The 18,920-nt window shown below is 58.7% G+C and carries 23 protein-coding genes and 1 pseudogene; 11 read left to right on the top strand and 13 right to left on the bottom strand.

Translation table 11 applies throughout. From position 1 onward, the window contains the following. Window positions 1–3: 3 nt before the first annotated feature. On the bottom strand, window positions 4–624 hold the full coding sequence (locus CD351_RS01190; protein ID WP_111990931.1) for an HAD family hydrolase: 621 nt from the start codon (window positions 622–624) through the stop codon (window positions 4–6). Continuing rightward, entirely contained in the window at window positions 621–896 is a 276-nt protein-coding gene (locus tag CD351_RS01195) for a DUF3572 family protein (protein WP_111990932.1), read from the bottom strand. Before CD351_RS01195 ends, CD351_RS01190 begins: the two co-directional genes overlap by 4 nt. Before the next feature lie 84 nt (window positions 897–980). On the opposite strand from CD351_RS01195, the gene CD351_RS01200 reads away from it, so the two are divergent. Continuing rightward, entirely contained in the window at window positions 981–1,382 is a 402-nt protein-coding gene (locus tag CD351_RS01200; RefSeq protein ID WP_111990933.1) for a response regulator, read from the top strand. Here the strand turns inward: CD351_RS01200 and CD351_RS01205 are convergent. Then, complete coding sequence (locus CD351_RS01205; RefSeq protein ID WP_111990934.1) at window positions 1,352–1,933, bottom strand: Pycsar system effector family protein; 582 nt, start codon at window positions 1,931–1,933, stop codon at window positions 1,352–1,354. The genes CD351_RS01200 and CD351_RS01205 overlap by 31 nt on opposite strands. Before the next feature lie 136 nt (window positions 1,934–2,069). Here CD351_RS01205 and CD351_RS01210 point away from each other — a divergent pair, with 136 nt between their 5' ends. After that, window positions 2,070–2,312, top strand: a complete 243-nt coding sequence (locus CD351_RS01210) for an acyl carrier protein (protein WP_111990935.1) — start codon at window positions 2,070–2,072, stop codon at window positions 2,310–2,312. A gap of 13 nt (window positions 2,313–2,325) precedes the next feature. Then, the gene (locus tag CD351_RS01215) at window positions 2,326–3,558 is read left to right on the top strand and encodes an aminotransferase class I/II-fold pyridoxal phosphate-dependent enzyme (protein WP_111990936.1); all 1,233 of its coding nucleotides are present in this window, start codon (window positions 2,326–2,328) and stop codon (window positions 3,556–3,558) included. A gap of 25 nt (window positions 3,559–3,583) precedes the next feature. Here the strand turns inward: CD351_RS01215 and CD351_RS01220 are convergent, their stop codons facing one another. Beyond that, window positions 3,584–4,198: a YqaA family protein gene (locus CD351_RS01220; protein ID WP_111990937.1), complete on the bottom strand. Its 615-nt coding sequence runs from the start codon at window positions 4,196–4,198 to the stop codon at window positions 3,584–3,586. 269 nt (window positions 4,199–4,467) lie between these two features. On the opposite strand from CD351_RS01220, the gene CD351_RS01225 reads away from it, so the two are divergent. The 4 genes and pseudogenes from CD351_RS01225 (at window position 4,468) to CD351_RS01240 (ending at window position 7,112) form a co-directional block, all read left to right on the top strand. Beyond that, window positions 4,468–4,941: a hypothetical protein gene (locus CD351_RS01225; protein WP_111990938.1), complete on the top strand. Its 474-nt coding sequence runs from the start codon at window positions 4,468–4,470 to the stop codon at window positions 4,939–4,941. Between the two features lie 23 nt (window positions 4,942–4,964). After that, window positions 4,965–5,390: pseudogene (locus CD351_RS01230) on the top strand (terminase large subunit domain-containing protein); the annotation flags it as partial. Next, complete coding sequence (locus CD351_RS16065) at window positions 5,317–5,793, top strand: DUF2793 domain-containing protein (RefSeq protein WP_111993521.1); 477 nt, start codon at window positions 5,317–5,319, stop codon at window positions 5,791–5,793. The pseudogene CD351_RS01230 and the gene CD351_RS16065, both read left to right, overlap by 74 nt. A 179-nt stretch (window positions 5,794–5,972) precedes the next feature. Continuing rightward, window positions 5,973–7,112, top strand: coding sequence for an OmpA family protein (locus tag CD351_RS01240; protein WP_174214216.1), 1,140 nt, complete (start codon window positions 5,973–5,975; stop codon window positions 7,110–7,112). Window positions 7,113–7,222: 110 nt separating this feature from the next. Here CD351_RS01240 and queC read toward each other — a convergent pair whose 3' ends face one another. The 6 genes from queC to CD351_RS16045 all read right to left on the bottom strand — a co-directional run bounded on the left by queC (window position 7,223) and on the right by CD351_RS16045 (window position 12,491). Then, window positions 7,223–7,921 (bottom strand): 7-cyano-7-deazaguanine synthase QueC, encoded by a 699-nt coding sequence (gene queC, locus CD351_RS01245; protein ID WP_111990940.1) that lies wholly within the window; start codon window positions 7,919–7,921, stop codon window positions 7,223–7,225. 56 nt (window positions 7,922–7,977) lie between these two features. Beyond that, window positions 7,978–8,391 carry a hypothetical protein gene (locus tag CD351_RS01250; protein ID WP_174214217.1) on the bottom strand — a complete coding sequence of 138 codons (414 nt, stop codon included), beginning with the start codon at window positions 8,389–8,391 and terminating at the stop codon, window positions 7,978–7,980. An 85-nt stretch (window positions 8,392–8,476) separates the two neighbouring features. Then, the gene (locus CD351_RS01255; RefSeq protein ID WP_174214219.1) at window positions 8,477–9,382 is read right to left on the bottom strand and encodes an Hsp33 family molecular chaperone HslO; all 906 of its coding nucleotides are present in this window, start codon (window positions 9,380–9,382) and stop codon (window positions 8,477–8,479) included. A 58-nt stretch (window positions 9,383–9,440) separates the two neighbouring features. Further along, a complete protein-coding gene (argF, locus tag CD351_RS01260; protein ID WP_111993523.1) occupies window positions 9,441–10,376 on the bottom strand; it encodes an ornithine carbamoyltransferase in 936 nt (311 codons plus the stop codon). After that, window positions 10,376–11,575 carry an aspartate aminotransferase family protein gene (locus CD351_RS01265; protein ID WP_111990942.1) on the bottom strand — a complete coding sequence of 400 codons (1,200 nt, stop codon included), beginning with the start codon at window positions 11,573–11,575 and terminating at the stop codon, window positions 10,376–10,378. The genes argF and CD351_RS01265 overlap by 1 nt, the downstream gene beginning before the upstream one ends. A 121-nt stretch (window positions 11,576–11,696) precedes the next feature. Then, window positions 11,697–12,491: a cold-shock protein gene (locus CD351_RS16045; protein WP_111990943.1), complete on the bottom strand. Its 795-nt coding sequence runs from the start codon at window positions 12,489–12,491 to the stop codon at window positions 11,697–11,699. Window positions 12,492–12,780: 289 nt separating this feature from the next. On the opposite strand from CD351_RS16045, the gene CD351_RS01275 reads away from it, so the two are divergent. The 4 genes from CD351_RS01275 to CD351_RS01290 are packed head-to-tail and all read left to right on the top strand — an operon-like array spanning window position 12,781 to window position 16,244. Beyond that, window positions 12,781–13,212 (top strand): TIGR01244 family sulfur transferase, encoded by a 432-nt coding sequence (locus CD351_RS01275; RefSeq protein ID WP_111993524.1) that lies wholly within the window; start codon window positions 12,781–12,783, stop codon window positions 13,210–13,212. A 33-nt stretch (window positions 13,213–13,245) separates the two neighbouring features. After that, entirely contained in the window at window positions 13,246–13,644 is a 399-nt protein-coding gene (locus CD351_RS01280; RefSeq protein WP_111990944.1) for a hypothetical protein, read from the top strand. 8 nt (window positions 13,645–13,652) lie between these two features. Next, window positions 13,653–14,624, top strand: a complete 972-nt coding sequence (locus tag CD351_RS01285; protein WP_111990945.1) for a sterol desaturase family protein — start codon at window positions 13,653–13,655, stop codon at window positions 14,622–14,624. Between the two features lie 24 nt (window positions 14,625–14,648). After that, entirely contained in the window at window positions 14,649–16,244 is a 1,596-nt protein-coding gene (locus CD351_RS01290; RefSeq protein ID WP_111990946.1) for a GMC family oxidoreductase, read from the top strand. A 203-nt stretch (window positions 16,245–16,447) separates the two neighbouring features. On the opposite strand, the gene CD351_RS01295 is transcribed toward CD351_RS01290, so the two are convergent. From CD351_RS01295 to CD351_RS01305, 3 genes are all read right to left on the bottom strand, one after another. Beyond that, window positions 16,448–17,773 (bottom strand): ammonium transporter, encoded by a 1,326-nt coding sequence (locus CD351_RS01295; protein ID WP_111990947.1) that lies wholly within the window; start codon window positions 17,771–17,773, stop codon window positions 16,448–16,450. A gap of 17 nt (window positions 17,774–17,790) precedes the next feature. Then, window positions 17,791–18,129 carry a P-II family nitrogen regulator gene (locus CD351_RS01300; protein ID WP_111990948.1) on the bottom strand — a complete coding sequence of 113 codons (339 nt, stop codon included), beginning with the start codon at window positions 18,127–18,129 and terminating at the stop codon, window positions 17,791–17,793. Between the two features lie 225 nt (window positions 18,130–18,354). Next, the gene (locus CD351_RS01305; protein WP_111990949.1) at window positions 18,355–18,912 is read right to left on the bottom strand and encodes a pyridoxamine 5'-phosphate oxidase family protein; all 558 of its coding nucleotides are present in this window, start codon (window positions 18,910–18,912) and stop codon (window positions 18,355–18,357) included. Window positions 18,913–18,920 lie beyond the last annotated feature (8 nt).

Below are 18,920 nucleotides of genomic sequence, written 5' to 3' on the forward strand. Positions count from 1 at the left end.
TTTTCAGTTCTCCAATTGTGCCTTGAGCCAGGGAAGCGCATCGGACCAGACATCGATCCGGGCATCGGCGTGTCCGGCCTTGTGAGCGCAATCAATGCCATCGGCGATCATCGGCTCACCGCAGAAATGCAAGCGCCTTACATCCGGCGCCGTTTCTTTGACGGACAGATGATGCTGCGCCAGATCGTCGATGAACAGCGCTCGACCGGGCGCATATTCTTCGATGATTTTTTGCAGCGCCGGACCCTTTGGCCCCTGGTTGGTGTAGACCTTTGCGTGCAGCCCGTGAGCGGCCAGTTGCTCAGCGCGCATGTCGCGGCGGAAATCGACAAGGTTGGTGAGCACGACGACATCGGCGTGCTCGGTCAATTCGTTGAGCGCATCAATGGCGCCAGCGATTGGCAATTGCCGATCCATTTCGGTGTCGAAAAACCCGCCAAGCTTGCGCCAGACTTCGGATGGCTCAAGCAGCTTGCCGTTTTCCTGCCAGCGCAGGGCTTCGCCGAAATTGCCTCCGGAAAGGTCGAAGTCGACGCCCTGTGTCTCCTCAAGCCAATCCTTGAAGTGGGCGACCATGTGAAGAATGACTTCATCGCAATCGCTGATGACGAGCGGGCGGCTCATGCGGCAAGCTCCCTTCTGGCAGCGATCAGTTCTTCGGGCGTTACCGCCAACGCTTCGGCAGCGCGCACGAGATCGGGTTCATGATTGGCAAGAAAATCGAGCGCCGAGGACAGCACCTGATTATCGCCGAGACCTGCTCTCAACGAATCAGGATCGAGCCCGGTCAAGGCGAGGTACCGTTCGGCGCGGTCGGTGTCCTGCATCAGCCAGCCTATTGCCGCCAGCGCGAGCGTTGCGGAACGCTGCGCGCCTTGCGCTGGGCCGCGATCCATTTGCGTTTCGGAGGATAGAGGGATTGTGATGACCTTTGTGCAGGGTTACGCTGATCTTATGGATCAACCTATTGGGGCGCGGGTGTGACAAAGCGAGTTATGGTTGTCGAGGACAACGATCTCAACCGAAGATTGTTCTGCGACGTGCTGAAAGCGAACGGTTTCGAGGTCGAACCGGTAGCCGAGGGCGAAAAGGTGCTCGAAACGGCACGTAGTGTTCGGCCTGATCTGATCATCATGGACATCCAGCTTCCCGGTATTTCTGGCATCGACCTTATCGCACAAGCCAAACAGGACAGCGGCCTTTCGCAAATCCCGGTTCTCGCGGTCACCGCCTTTGCGGCCAAGGGTGATGAAGAACGCATCCGTGCCGCCGGCGCCGCCAGCTATCTTGCGAAACCGGTTTCGATAATGCCTTTCATGAATGCGGTGAAAGCGTTGCTCACAGCCGAAACTCACGAAGCGGTGAGTGATTCTCCAAAGTAGATCAGCATGGTCACCGCCAATCCGAACAGGAATATGCGGTATGCCCACGTCAGAAAACGGTACTTGCGGCGATATAGGATCTGCCCGTTCTGATGAATGTCCTTGAGCATCGTTCGAAACAGATCCTCGTCGCTTTCCAGCCGATCGAGAATTTCGTCCGACCATTCATCGGTCCCCATTGCAGCGAAATGGCCGAAAAAGAGCGGATTGAGCAGATTTGTATCCTTGGGTGGTTTGCTCAGCGAAGGGATAACCGCGAACACCGCGCTCAACGATGACAGAAAGGCGGTCACCGCGAGCGAAACCGTGGACCAGCTGATCTCGGTCCCGATCAACCGAGTCACGGCAAGCGAAAACACCACGAAGGTCGCACCGATGAGGATCGAAGCCTTCTGATCGGCCATTTGCGACAGCGTCAGCGTATTGATCTGCGAGGTGCGCAACAGGTGAATCGCGTGCGCTGAGAAATCGCGCTTTTCGCGCGCTGCATCTGAAGGCGCGGCCTTTACCGTACCTTTGTCAGTCCCTATGTCCGGCCCCACTTGTGCCATGCCCCACGCTTTCCCCCTTGCAGGGACAAGGTGTGCCACCGGCGCGAAAGCTTGACAAGCTTGGCCTCACCACGCTTTGCAAGGCCATCATTTACCTGCAATGCCTTGCGACAATTGCGAAAGAGCGAAATCCGATATGACCGAAGCCGAAGTTGATGAACGCATCCGCGCGCTGATCGAACCCTTCAACAAGAAGGGCGTGACGATCACCAGCGATACGACTTTTGCGAACGATCTGGAGTTCGACAGCCTCACCGTGATGGACTTCGTCGCCGAGATCGAGGACGAGTTCGACATCATCATCAGCATGAACCAGCAGGCCGAGATCGAGACTTACGGCCAGCTCGTCGCAGCCGTGCACAAGCTGCAAGACAGCTAAAAGAGATACCGCCATGACCGACAGCGCAACCCAGACCAGGACGCCGGGCGCAGACCTGTTCGCCAAGTTCGACCCGATCATCCAGACGCGCGAGACACTTCTCGCAAGCGGGGTTGAAGATCCATTCAACCTCGTGATGGAGAAGGTGCTCTCGCCCACTCGCGCAATCTGCAACGGGCGCGATACGATCCTGCTCGGTACCTACAATTACATGGGCATGACCTTCGACCCCGACGTGCTTGACGCCGGGCGCGATGCGCTGACCGAGTTTGGAGCCGGTACCACCGGCAGCCGCGTCCTCAATGGCACATATCAGGGCCACAAGGAGTGCGAGGACGCGCTCAAGGAATTTTACGCGATGGACCACGCGATGGTCTTTTCAACCGGCTATCAGGCCAATCTCGGGATCATCTCGACCCTGGCTGGCAAGGGTGATTACATCGTCCTCGACATCGACAGCCATGCCTCGATTTACGATGGCTGTGCGATGGGCAACGCGGAAGTCGTGCCGTTCCGTCACAATGACATCGAAGCGATGGAAAAGCGCCTGAAGCGCATTCCTGAGGGCGCCGGCATTCTCGTCGTGCTCGAAGGCGTTTATTCCATGCTCGGAGACGTCGCTCCGCTTAAGGAAATGGTCGCGATCGCCAAGAAGCACGGCGCGATGGTGCTGGTCGATGAGGCGCATTCGATGGGCTTCATCGGTGAGAACGGTCGCGGCGTCTGCGAGGAGCAGGGCGTCATCGACGATGTCGATTTCATCATCGGGACCTTCTCGAAAAGCGTCGGAACAGTCGGCGGGTTCTGCGTCTCCAATCATCCCAAGTTCGACATTCTACGGCTTGTCTGCCGCCCCTATGTCTTCACGGCCAGCCTCCCGCCGAGCGTGGTGGCGACCGCTGCGACATCGATCCGCAAGCTGATGCATGGCGCCAACAAGCGCGCTCATTTGTGGGAGAACTCAAAGCGCCTGCACGGGGGACTGACCGCGCTCGGTTTCGAGATCGGGACCAAAGAGCCACAAAGCGCGATTGTCGCGGTCATCATGCCCGACCTCGAGCGTGGCGCGGCCATGTGGGAGGCGCTCCTCAAGGAAGGCCTCTACGTCAATCTCGCCCGCCCGCCAGCAACGCCGGCCAACATGACGCTTCTGCGCTGTTCGCTGTGCGCAGAACATTCGTCTGAGGAGGTCGAAACGATCCTCTCAATGTTCGAGCGCGCGGGGAAGGCCGTGGGGATTATCTGACGATCCGCTGAAGGCTTGTCTGTTCTTACGCTTCCGTCTGGGCAGCCGAGGAGGAAACTGCGCACGGATCCTCCTCCTCGCCATTTCCACCAAGCTGCGTGATCGCGATAAAGCCGCCGACCACGAGCAGCACGAACACTGTGGTTACGGTGCCCAGATATTCGTCGATGATCCGTTTGATGGGTCGTCCGAAGATCTGGAAGAGCACCCCTACTGTTACGAAAATGAGCGCTCGCCCTGCAAGGCTCGCCAACAGAAACGGCAACAGGTCCATGCTCAGGAACCCGGCGGTGATCGTGAGCAGCTTGAACGGAACCGGCGTTGCCGCCGCGATCGTCACTGCATAGGCGCCGTATTCGTCGAAGGTGCACTTGGCTGCCGGCAGGCTGTCGATGAGGCCGATCATCGTCAGCAGCGGGACACCGACCGAGTCATACAAAAGATAGCCAATCGCGTAGCCGAACAGACCGCCCGCAACCGATGCCAGTGTCGCGATGATCGAGAAGCGCAGAGCCTTTTTGGGCTCGGCAAGACACATCAAGCCGAGCAAGGGATGCGGTGGGATCGGGAAAAAGCTTGCTTCGATGAAGCAGAAGAAGGCCAGCCACCAAACCGCATGCGGATGCGCTGCCTTGTCCATCGTCCAGTTATAAAGAGCGCGCAGCCAAGCCACTAAAGCAAGTCCCCATCTGATTGATGGCGCGGGCGTTAAGGCACAGATCACCACCGTGCAACTCAAATTGATCTAACCTATTTGGTTATTTCTCTTGACATCGTCACGCTCTTTGGTTAGATAGGTGCAGGATCAAAAATCTGTGATTCGCTTCCGGGCCAACCGGGACGCGCAGCTGGCGGCTCTTTCACTGGAAAGGGTCGCTTTTTCTTTTCCGGTAATTCGAAAGGCTGATCATGGCTTCGATCCGCAAACGCACCAAGATCAAATCTTCACTCAAACAGGGAGAGAAGTCTGGCCTCAACCGCCATTGGAGAGGGCTGTTTCTCGACTATCTTGCAGAAAGCTCGAATGTCAGCCTCTCGGCCAGAAATGCCGGGATCAGCACGAGCCGGGCCTACAAGGTTCGCCGTGCGGAACCTGAATTCGCCCGCCTGTGGCTCGATGCTCTTTACGAAGGCTATCTGCACCTTGAGATGGAGGTTCTGCGGCGCCTGCGCGAAGGCGATCAGCAAACCAGAGACAGCGACAAATACGACTTCGCCAATGCGATCCGCCTGCTCGCCGCTCACCGCGACAATGCGGTCAGGGCGCAGGCCTCTCATCGCAATGTCAGCGCGGCACAGGTGCGCGCCTCCATCGACCGTAAGGTGCAGGCTATTCGCGAGCAGGTCATGAAGGAGAAGGACCGAAAAGGTGATGTCGCGTGACCAGCGAGCTCGACTGGATCGCGATGCACGACGACACGGTCGCGCGGCAATTGGCAGCGGCGCTCGATCAAGAGGAGCGCAACGAGTTCGACTACCACTGGGCCATGATCGCAAGGGCGGCTCAACTGCCACCGGACGGCGACTGGCGCGTCTGGCTGATCATGGCCGGGCGCGGTTTCGGAAAGACCAGAGCAGGCGCTGAATGGGTCAGGACCATTGCCGAAAGCCACAGCGAGGCGCGCATCGCACTTGTTTCGTCATCGCTTGCGGAAGCGCGAGCGGTCATGGTCGAAGGGGAAAGCGGTCTCCTCGCCTGTTCGCCGCCAGACCGACGCCCCCAGTTCGAACCATCCCTGCGCCGCGTACGATTTCCCAATGGGGCCGAGGCGCATCTTTATTCTGCTGCCGAACCGGAAAGCCTGCGCGGTCCGCAATTCAGCCACGCGTTCCGGGCAGGCCCAAAAGGAGTTTTTCTTGAATCAGGCCTTGTGCGTGCTTGATGCGCTGGTGCCACGCGCGGTCCAGCAGCAGACGAACGCGCCTCCCCAAACCCCGGAAGAAGGTTCATGTTTCCTGATCGGATCGGACCCCACTGGAGACTGGGCAGGAAGAACGAATGAGATTGCAATCTGGATCGGAGGATCATGGCAGTACCTCTCGCCACAAGCGGGCATGCAAGTCTTTGATCGTGGATCAATGAGCCTATTGCACTACAATTCAGGTTGGAACGCGGCGCCGGAGCCAGCCATCCCAACAGGGGGGGCGACAGTCGATACAGAGGCTCGCGCAGCCATTAGCGATCTGGTTGAAGCGCTTCGAATGATTGGAGTTTTCGCGACCAGTCCAGCCTAGTGCGTCTGTGAGTGTTTATCGGTTGCTGATGCACTCATTTGAGAATTGCACATTTTGCAGCAAAGCCCCCCAATAGCGGCATTCTTGCAACACTTATGCGGCATTGATCGCTTGCTACTCAACTGTGGAGAAGATAGAGATAATGGGCGCCTCAGACTTATAAGAAGGGGAATTCTAGAATGCGTAAATTAGTCATCGGCTTGGCGATGGCTTCGACCGCACTCACCGCGCCCGCCATGGCCCGCGAAGGCCAATGGTACGTACAGGGCGATGCCGGTGTGATGCTCGTCGAAGACACCACATTTGATGTAGACGGCAGCCGCGGCGACGCCGTCGCTGACCACGACCTCGGAGGAGACTTCGGTGCGCTGGTCGGTTACGACTTCGGTGCATTCCGTCTCGAAGCAGAGGTTAGCTACAAAGAAGCTGAACTCGACGAAATCGCTGCTGGCACGGAAGGCCTCGCGCTGAACCCGTCGGCTCAGGGTGGGTTCAACCGCTTCTTCGACGTTCGTGACGCACTTGGCGAAACGAATGCCCTTAGCTTCATGATCAATGGCCTGTTCGATTTCGGTTCGGACGACGGCATTCAGGGCTTTGCCGGTGCTGGTGTCGGTGTTGCTCGTGTTGATCTTGATGGTCGCGTGAACACCAACGGTCCTGGTATCTATGACGATTCGGACACTGGCCTTGCGTGGCAGCTGCTCGCAGGTGTGCGTGCGCCGCTAAGCGATAACTGGGATGTCGGCCTGAAGTATCGTTACTTCAACGCTGAAAGCGTGAGCATCATTGATCCGCTTGGTCGTCCGCTCGAAGGCGATGTGAACTCGCACTCAATCTTGGGTACGTTCACTTACAACTTCGGTGGTGAAGCACCGCCTCCGCCACCACCGCCGCCGCCTCCGCCTCCGCCGCCGCCTCCACCTCCGCCGCCACCACCGCCGCCACCACCGCCACCGCCGCCACCGTGTAATACTGGTCCGTACATCGTCTTCTTTGACTTTGATGAATCGGTCATCACAGCTGACGCTGCGACCATTCTGGACAACGCGGTTACAGCATACGCGAACTGCGGCACTGCTGCGGTCATGCTCGCCGGTCACACCGACCGTTCGGGTAGCGTGACCTACAACATGGGTCTGGCTGAGCGTCGCAACGCATCTGTCCGGTCTTACCTGACGGGTCGCGGTATTCCGGACGGTCGTATCAGCAGCGAAGCATTCGGCGAATCGCAGCCGCGTGTTCCGACCGCTGACGGTGTTCGCGAACTTCAGAACCGTCGCGTTGAAGTTACCTACGGTCCGGGTTCGGGCATGTAAGGTTTGGCTTCAGCCGCAATGTAAAGTAGGGGCCGGAGAAATCCGGCCCCTTTCTTTTTGGCTAGGTGATCGCCGCCTGGGCCGCAGATGAGGCGCGCGAGAAACTGCGATCAGCTGGCGTAAGGAGTCGTGTCAGTAAGGCCGGCTTCTTCAAAGCCCTTCCTTCGAAGCCGACAAGAATCGCAAAGGCCGCAGGCCACTCCCTCCGAAGTTGGATCATAGCAGGACCAGCTCCACGAAGGATCAAGACCAAGCCTTGAACACTGGCGCGCAATATCCGCCTTTGTCATGTGCTGAAGCGGTGCATGGATCGAGAAGGGTTTCCCTTCGACTCCAGCCTTTGTGCCCAATCGCGCTGTTTCCGCGAAACTGGCGATGAACTCCGTTCTGCAATCCGGATATCCCGAGTAATCAAGCGCGTTCACGCCAATAAAGATATCGCTGGCACCCGCTGCTTCTGCACAAGCTGTCGTCAGCGCCAAGAACACAAGATTTCGCGCAGGTACATAGGTGACAGGGATATCATCGCCGACCCCGTCCTTTGGCACATCGATCTCATCAGTCAGTGCAGATCCGCCAAATGCGGTCAGATCGAGAGCAAGTTCTGTCTGGCTGCTAAGCTCAAGCTTTTCGGCGATCGCCCTCGCTGCTGCCAGTTCACGCCGATGACGCTGCCCGTAGTCAATCGTCAAAGCGTGTACAGCGAATCCTTCTTCAAGAGCGATCGCGGCACTGACCATCGAGTCGAGACCGCCCGACAGCAGAACCACGGCCTTAGCTCGACCGCCTTGGGTTTCTTGATTTGTCATTTGAGCGAACTAGCGGACATTGTCGATTTATCAATCCACTCCGCCGCCCTTGCGCATTAGCAATTGCCGGTACGTCGGGCTTCCGCGACAAATTGGAACGGGAGGCCAGATGCGATCCCCTGACTCTCAATCTGGACAAGCGCGCCAGATTCCTTGCGGATGTTGGTGCGGCCGTATCCGTCGCCAGGACAGGTATATTGTACCGTCACCTTGTTCGCACCATCCTCTACGACAAACCGACTGCATCCGCTTGTCATATGACGCAATTGGATGAGCTCCTCACCGGTCCTAACGCACACCTTGCGATCTGCCGATCCGTCACGGTGCTTGATGGTCCATTCGCCTTTTGCGAGGCCGGTGAGCATAGAAAGGCTGTCCGATTGCGCAGCAGCCGGAACGGTGAGGCCCAAGACCATGATGCCCAGGGCCGCGAAAATGCCGATTGGCGAAAGTGGAACACGCTCAGTCATGTGGGCGTCCTTGCGAGATAGCATGAATTTCACTTGTCTAAATTAGTCGAAGCACGATGAGCCGTTTCTGAACAGCGGCAGGTCGTTATACAGACAGCTCGAATTTCTTCGCACAGAAGGCGCAGTCAACCACGATGAGCCCTTGCTCATCACGCATTTCCTCACGTTCCGCCTCAGGGAAACGCGCGATCACGGAGTTGTAATATTCAGCGTTGCAGCGACAACCTCGTGAAATATGGGGGCCTGGCTGGATTCTGATCTCTGGCTCTTCGTGAAACAAGCGCCATGCGATGCCTTCCAGCGACAAGTCCGGGTCCAGCAGTTCTTCGTGACTGATCGTGCCGGCCAGGGCGACAATGTGCTCCCAGTCGGGGTGATCCATCCGAACGTGGAGACGTTCCCGGCCCTCTTCCCCGTCTGCCAAATGCTGGAGAAGGATCCCCGCAGCAACTCGCCCGGTGGAGGCAGACTTGCTGGCAATCCTGATAAGCGTGGGAATCTGCTCAGACTGAGTGAAGTAATTCTCACATGCCTGTGCCAAATTGTCTCCCTCAAGCGGGACGATCCCTTGGTACCTTTGCCCCTGACCCGTCTCGAATGTGATGGCCAGATAGCCTTCCCCGAAGAGAGCGCTGAGAGATGGATTGGCCCCAAGCTGAGACAAGCGTGGGCTGTCAAAATCCGCATATCCGCGAAGCTCTCCTCCACGGTAGTCGCAAACCAATAGCGAGACGGCACCATCCTTCGTCTGCGCCTGCATCGTCAGCTGCGCGTCGGAACCATCTGCCTTGAGCAAACCTCCCATCAAAGCGCCAAGCACCAGAGCCTCTCCCAAGAGGTGGGTGATAGGGGGCGGATAATCGTGCGCAGCGAGCACTTTATCAATAACGCTATCAAGCCGCACCACCCTCGCGCGCGCATTTCGCGATGGCAAGGTAAAGCCGAGCAACTTGTCGGCAAAGGTTTCAGGTTGGTTCTGCATTGCGAGCATATGGTGGTTGATGTGTCTGCCTTGAAGGCCCCATGCCGGGATCTTCGGCCCGTTAGCTTCAGGGCAGCAGGCCAAAACTCCAGAGCAACACCGACTTTTGCGCATGGATACGGTTTTCAGCTTCATCGAAGACGATGGACTGAGAGCTTTCGAAGACGTCTTCGCTAACCTCGTCGCCCACATGAGCCGGCAGACAATGCAGGAAAACCGCGTCTGGCTTTGCATGTGCCATCAGGTCGGCGTTGACCTGAAACGAGATCATCGCCTGACGCTTTTCCTCTGCGTCTGCCTGCCCCATGGAAATCCAGGTGTCGGTGACGATCACATCGGCACCATTGGCAGCTTGCTCGGCGTCATGTATCAAGGTGACAGTCGCACCACCCCTGCGCGCGGCTTCGACGAATTCCTGCTTCGGCTCGTAGCCCTGCGGTGTTGCCGCTCTTACGTTGAATTTAAGCAATCCAGCTGCCTCGAGGATAGAGTGCAACACGTTGTTGCCGTCCCCGAACCAGGCGACTTCCAGGCCCGGAAGTGGCTTCTTATGCTCGATTATGGTCAAGAGGTCGGCCACAATCTGGCAAGGGTGTGACCGGTCAGTCAGGCCGTTGATAACCGGTACGCTCGCATGGCGGGCCATCTCCTCGATCTTTGCATGATCGTCGGTGCGCAGCATGATCGCATCAACCATCCGGCTGAGCACCCTCGCCGTGTCTGCTATGGTTTCGCCTCTGCCCAGTTGGCTCGATCCCGCCTCGAGGATCAGCACGCTTCCCCCAAGCTGACGCATGGCCATGTCAAAACTGACACGGGTTCGAGTTGAGTTTTTCTCGAACACAAGCGCCAATACCCGGCCTTCGAGCGGGCGGTCGGTATCCGCCCTGCCCTTCGGCCACTCACGTCGCGCTTCCTTGCGGTCGAGCGCGTCAGCGATCATCGCAGCAATTGCATCAGCTCCGGCATCGCCAAGGTCGAGAAAATGCCGGGGCTGAGCCATCATGCAGCCTCAGGCACCTTGAAGCTTGCCGCACCGGAAGAAAGCTTATCAAAGAACTCGTCGATCTCAGCGTCACCGATCACCAGCGGCGGCAGGACGCGCAGTGTCTGATCGCCTGCGGCTACGGTGAGCAATTGATGGTTGTCGCGCAGATGCACGAAGAATGGCCGGCTTTCGACCTTCATTTTGATCCCCAGCATCAGCCCCTTGCCGCGCACCAGTTCGAAGAGCTCGGGATAGTTTCCGATGAACTGCTCGAGACGTGTCCGGATACGCTCGCCCTTTTCGGCGACTTGCGCCAAGAATTCCTCGTTCGCGACCGCATCCATGACAGCCCCGCCAGCAGCCATCGCCAAGGGATTGCCGCCATAGGTTGAGCCATGCGTGCCAAACGTCATGCCGCGTGCGGCCTTTTCTGTCGCAAGGACTGCGCCGATCGGAAAACCGCCACCCAGGCCCTTTGCCGTGGCGAGGATGTCAGGCTCGATGCCGTAATGCTCGTATGCATACATCTTGCCCGTGCGAGCGACACCGCACTGCACTTCATCGAGAACAAGCATCAGATCATGTTGATCAGCCAGTTCACGCAGCCCCTTCATGAAATTGTCGGATGCAGGGCGAATGCCGCCTTCTCCCTGAATGGGCTCAACCAGAAATCCAGCAGTCCGGGGACCGATAAATTCCTTGGCGGATTCCAGATTGTCGAATTCGGCGTATTTGAAACCCTCGAGCATTGGCGAGAAGCCGTGATGCATCTTGGTCTGGTTGGACGCGCTGATGGTCGCCATCGTGCGGCCGTGAAACGCGTTGCTGAAGGTGATCAGCTCGAAGCGATCCTTATCGCCATCCTCGCCAGCGTTCTGGTGGTAGGCGCGTGCCGCCTTGATGGCACCCTCAACTGCCTCGGCTCCTGAATTGGTGAAGAAGACCGTGTCGGCGAAGGTGTTGTCGACCAGCTGTTGCGCGAGTTTTTCCCCCTGCGGGCTGCCGTAGAGGTTTGAAACATGCATCAGGGTCGCCGCCTGATCCTGTATCGCTTTGATCAGACCGGGATGTGAATGACCGAGCAGGTTCACCGCAATGCCGCTGGCAAAGTCGAGGTAGCGCGTGCCGTCTTCGTCAATGAGGTGACAATGCTCGCCTCGGACAGGCCGTACTCCGCAACGCGGATAGACAGGCATAAGCGGCGAAATCGACATGAGTTTAATCCCTGTTTGTATCTGCAGCTCAAAAGCAAATGGCGGCTCGTGCATGAGCCGCCAATCGCTTTGAGATAGGGCCGCTCACCTGATTGGTCAAACGGCCGGATGTTGAGAGTTTCTAGCCCTGCACCGGCACGAGGTTGACCGCCGAATACTTGCCGCGTCGATCAACTTCCAGGTCGAACTCGAACCGTTCACCTTCGTTGATTTCCGAGAGACCCGAGCGCTCAACCGCGCTGATGTGGACGAATGCATCGGGCTGACCGTCATCACGCACGAGGAAACCGAAGCCCTTCATGCTGTTGAAGAACTTCACGGTCCCGGTGGCTTTTTCGCCGGTAAGCTCACGCTTAGGGGCACCGCCAGCTTGCTGCACAGCGATGACATCGCCGACGACCTGAAGATCCTGAGCGGAAACCTTGCCGCCGCGGTCGACGAGATTGAATTCTAGCTCCTGACCTTCGGCCAGACCTTCAAGGCCTGCGCGTTCAACAGCGCTGATGTGCACGAACACATCTTCACCGCCGCTTTCCTGCTGGATGAAGCCAAAGCCTTTCTGGCCATTGAAGAATTTCACGGTTCCCTTGCCGGTTCCAACGACCTGGGCTGGCATACGGTTGAAACCGCCACCACCAGCACCGCCGCCACCAGCGCCACGGCCTCCGCCGCCTCCGCCGCCACGTGGGCCTCCGCCGAAGCCGCCGCCACCGCTGCGATCGCCGCCGCCGAAACGGTCGCCACCGCCACCGCCACCGCCATAGCGATCACCGCCACCAAAGCGGTCTCCACCACGATCATTTCCGTAATCGGAAGGAGGCGAGAACCCGTCACCGCCACCAAATGGATCAAAGCTGTCTTCGCCGAATCCGTCCCGCTTGTCCCGTCCGCGCCGACGTCCCCTGTCGTAACCCATAACTTAGTACGTACCTTACCACGCTGCCCGACCTCCAAATCGCTGGTAACGTGGGCAACAAGCCGTTCCAGACGAAGAATCACGCTCCCACATCCGGAGAGAGCACTTCTTTGATTTAGTCATAGCGCACAAAGCGACGCTATGCGAATGATTTAACTCGAAGCAGCGTTCTGACGTAAAATTGTGACAATTTCGAGCGATTCTTTCGGCCAGGCCGGTATTGCAAGCGGCTGGAAGCGAGGGCATTGCTTCGAGCGTCGCGAATTTTCAGACGAAAGCAAAAGAAACCATGCCCGACTTTCGCAAGCTCTCCAGTTCAATGTTTGCCAGTCCGCAAATCGGCCCGGAAGATATCGACGCCGCCAAGGATCAGGGCATCGCCATGATCGTTAACAATCGGCCCGATGGCGAGGAGCCCAGCGCCCCGCAGAGCGATGAGATCGCGGCCCTGACACGCGAAGCTGGCCTTGACTACGTCGCAATCCCGATCGGACATTCCGGTTTCAGCGAGCCTCAGGTCGACGAGATGGTTGCCGCGCTCGAAGCCGCTGACGGGCCCGTACTCGCTTATTGCCGCTCTGGAACACGCTCGACGTTTCTCTGGGCGCTTGCCCAGGCGAAGAGCGGCGCCTCTCCGGACGAGATCGTCAGCGCGGCGATGGCCGCTGGCTATGATGTAAGCCCAATCCGGCCAATGCTGGACATGTTTGCCGCGCGCTAAAGTCCGCGTTGCAGCAAGTGATTCGATCCAGCCATGGATATACCCGCTCTCCTGGTGCAGTTTGTCGGATCGCTAATCGCGATTTTTGCGCTTTTCGCTCTGGCGAGGTGGCTCAAGCTCGGAGGCAAGCCGACCCTCGAAACCGAAGCTGACGCGCGAAGAGCAGCCGGGGAGGTCATGGACGGTTATGAAGCGCAGCGTGTATCTATCGCACGCGGCGGGGCGGCCGTGCTTACCCGTGACGCAGCGGGCCAGATCCTCGTTATCAAGCGCCATGGCAACCAGTTTGCCGGTCGACTGCTCGATGGAAAGGCATCGGTCCGCGAGGAAGTCGATGCGCTCGTGGTCGATCCGGGTGAAGCGCGATTCGGAACGGTACGGCTCGCTCTCGATGATCCCGGATATTGGGCCGACGCGATCAACCGGCTATAGAGGATTCGATGCCGGATTTCTCACCTACCCAATATGCAGTGCCACTGTTCGTTCTGGCAGTGCTGGCCGAAATGGTCTGGTCACGCTTGCGCCGTCCGGAGGCATACGAGCCGATGGACACGCTTGTCAGTCTCGCTTTCGGACTTGGTTCGACAGTGGCTGGCGCGCTTTTCGGCGGGTTTGCCGCCTATGTGTTCATAGAGGCCTACGAATACCGTCTGTTCGATTTTGGGCCTGAATGGTGGGCGGTCTGGTGGGCCTGGCCGCTGTGTTTCGTACTGGATGATCTCAAATATTACTGGGTCCATCGCGCAGGCCATCGCATCCGCTGGATGTGGGCAAGCCATGTGAACCACCACTCATCACAGCACTACAACCTTTCGACTGCGCTAAGGCAGAGCTGGACCGGCGCTTTCACGTTCGGCCTGCTGTTCGCGATCCCTCTCGTGCTGCTCGGCTTTCATCCGCTGATGATCGCGATCTGTGGCGGCTTCAATCTCATCTACCAGTTTTGGATCCACACCGAGTCAATCGACCGCATGCCTCGCTGGTTTGAGGCGGTCATGAACACGCCGAGCCACCACCGCGTCCACCACGCAACCAATCCGCGCTATCTCGACCGCAACTATGCGGGCGTTTTCATCGTCTGGGACAAGATGTTCGGCACCTTCGAGCCAGAGCGCGACGAAGAACAGATCCGCTACGGCATTATCAAACAGCTAGGCTCGTTCAACCTGCTGTGGGCTGTGTTTCACGAATGGATCGGCATGGTGCGCGATATCTGGAGCGCGCCGTGGAAGCACAAACTTTCCTACCTCCTTCGCGAGCCCGGCTGGACGCATGACGGCAGCCGCGACACATCCGACACGATCCGCGCGCGCTGGCTGGAGCGGCAAGACGCACAGACAACGCATGCCGATGCCGCCACAAATTCGGTTGCGACAAGAAACCCGATTGAAAGCCCTGGCCAAGCTGCCTAACCTCCCTCGCCAAGAGGAGAGAATATGGAAAGCTTTGACTACATCGTCATTGGCGGTGGCAGCGGCGGCAGCGCAGTGGCGGGCCGCCTCGCGGTCGATGGAACACGGCGGGTCTGCCTGCTCGAAGCGGGCGGCCGCAACGACAACATTCTGATCAAGACGCCCGGCTTCATGCCCTTCATTCGCAATTCGTCGAATTACAAGTTCGATACCGTCCCGCAAAAGGGCCTGAACGGCCGCATCGGATACCAACCGCGCGGCAAGGGCCTCGGCGGCTCGTCGGCTATCAACGCGATGGTCTATATCCGCGGCAACAAGTGGGATTACGACAATTGGGCCGAGATGGGTTGTACCGGCTGGGCCTATGACGACGTTTTGCCGTATTTCCGCAAGGCTGAGTCGAACGAGAACGGCGGGGACGAGTATCACGGCAGCGGCGGCCCGCTTTTCGTCTCGAACCAGCGCGCACCTAACCCGACGAGCCATGCTTTCGTTGAAGGCGCAGCGTCCCTTCAGCTGCGAACCAATGACGATTTCAACGGCGAGCAACAGTCCGGCTTCGGCATCTACCAGGTCACACAGCGCGACGGTGAGCGGTGGTCTGCCGCGCGCGGTTATGTCGAGCCGATCCGCGAACAGGGCAATTTTGCGGTAAGAACGAACACTCTGGTCGAGAAGCTGGTAATCGAGGATGGACGTGTCACCGGCGTGCAGATTCGCGAAGGCAAGAAGTCGAAGACCTTGTACGCAAAGCATGGCGTGATCCTTTCAGCCGGTGCCTTTGGCTCGCCTCAGATCTTGATGCTTTCCGGGATCGGGCCTGCCAATCACCTCAAGGAACATGGCATCGACGTCGTGCTCGACAAGCCAGCTGTGGGTTCCGAGCTTCAGGACCACATCGACTATGTATCAGGCTGGGAAACGACCAGCGATGTGCCGATTGGCGGAACTTTGAAAGGCACGCTCAAGATGGCGGCGGCTGTATTGGAACATCGCCGCAAGCGCACCGGAACCATGACCACGTGCTTCGCCGAAGCGGGCGGGTTCTGGCAGGTCATGGATGAAGCGCCGGCACCGGACGTGCAATGGCATTTTGTGCCAGCGGTGCTCGAAGATCATGGGCGTCAAAACGTGAAGGGTTACGGCTTTTCGCTTCACGCATGCGTGCTGCGACCGGAAAGCCGAGGGACAGTGCGCCTTGGATCGCGTGATGCGGCGGCGGCTCCGGTTATCGACCCCAATTTCCTCGATGATGATCGAGACATTGCGGTTCTGCGTGAGGGCGTTCGCCTGTCGCACCGGATCGTCGATACGCCCGCCATGCAAGTCTATGGTCCGACAGACCGCCATCCCGTTGACCTCCACGATAACGAGGCTCTCGATCACCTGATCCGTGAGCGTGCTGATACGGTTTACCATCCGGTTGGCACATGCCGCATGGGCGCGGATGACGATGCGGTCGTCGACCCAACGCTCAAGGCGCGCGGGATCGAAGGCCTCTGGATCGCGGATGCGAGCATCATGCCCAAGATCGTGAGTGGCAACACCAACGCTCCCAGCATCATGATCGGCGAACGCTGCGCTGACTTCATCAAGGCGGCTGAGAAGGCAGGCGCCTGACAAAGTCCGCCCGCAGCGTAAAGCCGCTGTGCAGCGCTTCTGGCGAGAATGCGGGCCCTGATTGGCGTGCGAAAACGAAAAAGAGGCCGGAGCGAACATGCCGCTCCGGCCTTTATCAGTCTGTTCGTTCGCAGGAGGAACGTCTTTTGGCGGGAAGAGGGGGAGAAGAGAGAGAGAGCCTCCCCCCGCCAAACTGTTTGCGCTCAGGTTCGAGCGAATTCGGGATAGGCCTCCACACCGATCTCGGCATGATCCAGGCCCGCAATCTCTTCTTCTTCCGTCGGACGCACGCCGATGGTGTATTTGAGAGCGAGCCAGACGATGGCTGATGCAAGGCTGACCCAGACAGCGGTGAGCAACACACCGACCAGCTGGCCGAGGAAGGTCGCATCGCCTGTCCAGGCAACGATCAGCGTGCCCCAGATACCCGCAAACAAGTGGACCGGGATCGCGCCGACCACGTCGTCGATCTTGAACTTGTCGAGCATGGGAACGGTGAGCACCACGATCACGCCGCCGATGCCGCCGATCAGGATCGACTGGCCCACGGTCGGGGCGAGCGGCTCTGCAGTGATCGAGACGAGGCCGGCCAGCGCGCCGTTGAGCGCCATGGTGACGTCAGCCTTCTTGTACATCACCTGGGTCAGGATGATCGCGACGACCACGCCGGCACAGGCCGCCATATTGGTGTTCACAAAGATCTTTGAGACATCGGAAGCATCGCCAACCGTGCCCATCGCCAGCTGCGATGCGCCGTTGAAGCCGAACCAGCCGAGCCAAAGGATGAAGGTACCAAGCGTTGCGAGCGGGATGTTCGCGCCGGGAAAGACGTTGACCCTGCCATCCGCGCCATAGCGACCGACGCGCGCTCCGATGATGAGAGCGCCGACGAGAGCCGCCCAGCCCCCGGTCGAGTGGACCAGCGTCGAACCGGCAAAGTCGCTAAAGCCGTGAACGCTGTCGAGATAGCCTCCGCCCCACTCCCAACTGACCACGACCGGGTAGATCACGCCGGTAAGCACGGTCACGAAAATGAAGAACGGTACGATCTTCACACGCTCGGCCACCGTGCCCGAGACGATCGAAGCGGTGGTGGCGCAGAACACCATCTGGAAGAACCAGTCGGACGCGACCGAATATCCGGTCCCTGTGTCGGCTTCACCTACGCCCTGCATCGAATACGGCGCGGAGCCGATACCGAACAGGCCGAGCGAACCCTCGGCGAAACCGGGATAGGCAATCGAATAGCCGATCACCCAGAACATCAGGCCCGCAATCGAATAGAGGCCGATATTCTTGATACATTGAGTGGACGTGTTCTTGGCACGCACAAGGCCCGCTTCGAGCATGGCAAAACCAGCGGCCATCCACATGACGAGGAAACCGCCGATCAGAAACAGCAGCGTGTTGAAGATGTAGGCGGTGCCAGCCGACACAACTTCGGCGTCAGGCACGGCAGCAAGAGCGGGCTGCGCGGCAAAGGCCGAACCTGCAATCAGGGCAACGCCGGTGAGGAGAGGTTTTTTCATGGAATGGGTCCCCCGGATTAGAGCGCGGTTTCGCCCGCTTCGCCGGTGCGAATGCGGGTGGCCGATGCAAGGTCGAGCACGAAGATCTTGCCATCGCCGATTGCCTCGGTGTTGGCAGTTTGCTGGATCGTCTCGACCACCTGAGCGGCGATATCGTCGCTGGCAGCGATCTCGAGCTTCACCTTGGGCAGCATGTTGGTGGAGTATTCGGCCCCGCGGTAGATCTCGGTCTGGCCTTTCTGGCGACCGAAGCCCTTGACTTCGGAAACGGTCATCCCGGCGACCCCGATGGAGCCCAGCGCTTCGCGGACTTCATCAAGTTTGAATGGTTTTATGATGGCGATGATGAACTTCATGCCTATCCCCCTTGCGGTTTTGGCCGGCTCGTCCGGCTGACCGAATGGTCTGCAAGGGGCGTGCCACAATAGTGTCATGCCATTGACGCAGGGGAATCAGGCGCTTCCTTCGCACCTGCACAAAAGTCCGTGCCTACACTTTAAGCATTTGTTTATTTTTTGAGCAGCACGCGTTGATTTGCCGCAAATATCGAGGCTGAGGTGGCACTTTGTAACCCGCTGCTCTCAATCTCCCGCAATATATTGCGTCGTCGCGCGGGTGGGTAGGCCGTCAATGCTGCTGGTGCGAGACGCGACTTTCGCCTTCCATTGCTCCGGGTCAGACTGGCGATGCGCTTTCTTCAGTGTTTCGCGCTCACCTTCCAGGGTCATGAAAGGAACGCCCCAGCCACAGCTGGTCTGCACGCTGTCGATATCGATCACGAAAATCTGGCGCGTGCCGGGCAGCAGCGTGAAATTGGCCGCAAGCGCCTCCCACTCGGCGTCCTGAGGCAGCACGGGCCTTCCGCGACCATAAATGCGCAGGATCAGCGCTGGCCGTTCGAAGTTGCAAAACATGATAGTGATGCGGCCATCGGCAGCAAGGTGCGCGTGGGTTTCATTGCCCGATCCGCCCAGGTCGAGATAGGCTACCTTTCCCGGCTCCAGAACACGGAAGGCGTCATAACCCTTGGGGCTGAGATTGATGCGACCTTCGGGCGCGGCGGTCGCGACGAAGAACATCGGCTGCTTCTCGATCATCGCCGCGTGCTTGGGCTCTAGCGCATCGAAGAAATCAGACATGTCCTTCG

Origin of the sequence: Erythrobacter sp. KY5, from assembly GCF_003264115.1 — a bacterium.
Classification (GTDB): Bacteria; Pseudomonadota; Alphaproteobacteria; order Sphingomonadales; family Sphingomonadaceae; genus Erythrobacter.

Excerpts from the sequence above, each read along its gene's own strand:
- CD351_RS01305 (WP_111990949.1), bottom strand. The coding sequence starts at position 18,912 with ATGTCTGATTTCTTCGATGCGCTAGAGCCCAAGCACGCGGCGATGATC.
- CD351_RS01295 (WP_111990947.1), bottom strand. The coding sequence starts at position 17,773 with ATGAAAAAACCTCTCCTCACCGGCGTTGCCCTGATTGCAGGTTCGGCC.
- CD351_RS01225 (WP_111990938.1), top strand. The coding sequence starts at position 4,468 with ATGGCTTCGATCCGCAAACGCACCAAGATCAAATCTTCACTCAAACAG.
- CD351_RS01250 (WP_174214217.1), bottom strand. The coding sequence starts at position 8,391 with ATGACTGAGCGTGTTCCACTTTCGCCAATCGGCATTTTCGCGGCCCTG.
- CD351_RS16065 (WP_111993521.1), top strand. The coding sequence starts at position 5,317 with ATGGGGCCGAGGCGCATCTTTATTCTGCTGCCGAACCGGAAAGCCTGC.
- queC (WP_111990940.1), bottom strand. The coding sequence starts at position 7,921 with ATGACAAATCAAGAAACCCAAGGCGGTCGAGCTAAGGCCGTGGTTCTG.
- CD351_RS16045 (WP_111990943.1), bottom strand. The coding sequence starts at position 12,491 with ATGGGTTACGACAGGGGACGTCGGCGCGGACGGGACAAGCGGGACGGA.
- CD351_RS01190 (WP_111990931.1), bottom strand. The coding sequence starts at position 624 with ATGAGCCGCCCGCTCGTCATCAGCGATTGCGATGAAGTCATTCTTCAC.
- CD351_RS01210 (WP_111990935.1), top strand. The coding sequence starts at position 2,070 with ATGACCGAAGCCGAAGTTGATGAACGCATCCGCGCGCTGATCGAACCC.
- CD351_RS01195 (WP_111990932.1), bottom strand. The coding sequence starts at position 896 with ATGGATCGCGGCCCAGCGCAAGGCGCGCAGCGTTCCGCAACGCTCGCG.
- CD351_RS01255 (WP_174214219.1), bottom strand. The coding sequence starts at position 9,382 with ATGCTCGCAATGCAGAACCAACCTGAAACCTTTGCCGACAAGTTGCTC.
- CD351_RS01215 (WP_111990936.1), top strand. The coding sequence starts at position 2,326 with ATGACCGACAGCGCAACCCAGACCAGGACGCCGGGCGCAGACCTGTTC.
- CD351_RS01275 (WP_111993524.1), top strand. The coding sequence starts at position 12,781 with ATGCCCGACTTTCGCAAGCTCTCCAGTTCAATGTTTGCCAGTCCGCAA.
- CD351_RS01220 (WP_111990937.1), bottom strand. The coding sequence starts at position 4,198 with ATGGACAAGGCAGCGCATCCGCATGCGGTTTGGTGGCTGGCCTTCTTC.
- CD351_RS01240 (WP_174214216.1), top strand. The coding sequence starts at position 5,973 with ATGCGTAAATTAGTCATCGGCTTGGCGATGGCTTCGACCGCACTCACC.
- CD351_RS01300 (WP_111990948.1), bottom strand. The coding sequence starts at position 18,129 with ATGAAGTTCATCATCGCCATCATAAAACCATTCAAACTTGATGAAGTC.
- CD351_RS01205 (WP_111990934.1), bottom strand. The coding sequence starts at position 1,933 with ATGGCACAAGTGGGGCCGGACATAGGGACTGACAAAGGTACGGTAAAG.
- argF (WP_111993523.1), bottom strand. The coding sequence starts at position 10,376 with ATGGCTCAGCCCCGGCATTTTCTCGACCTTGGCGATGCCGGAGCTGAT.
- CD351_RS01280 (WP_111990944.1), top strand. The coding sequence starts at position 13,246 with ATGGATATACCCGCTCTCCTGGTGCAGTTTGTCGGATCGCTAATCGCG.
- CD351_RS01290 (WP_111990946.1), top strand. The coding sequence starts at position 14,649 with ATGGAAAGCTTTGACTACATCGTCATTGGCGGTGGCAGCGGCGGCAGC.
- CD351_RS01285 (WP_111990945.1), top strand. The coding sequence starts at position 13,653 with ATGCCGGATTTCTCACCTACCCAATATGCAGTGCCACTGTTCGTTCTG.
- CD351_RS01265 (WP_111990942.1), bottom strand. The coding sequence starts at position 11,575 with ATGTCGATTTCGCCGCTTATGCCTGTCTATCCGCGTTGCGGAGTACGG.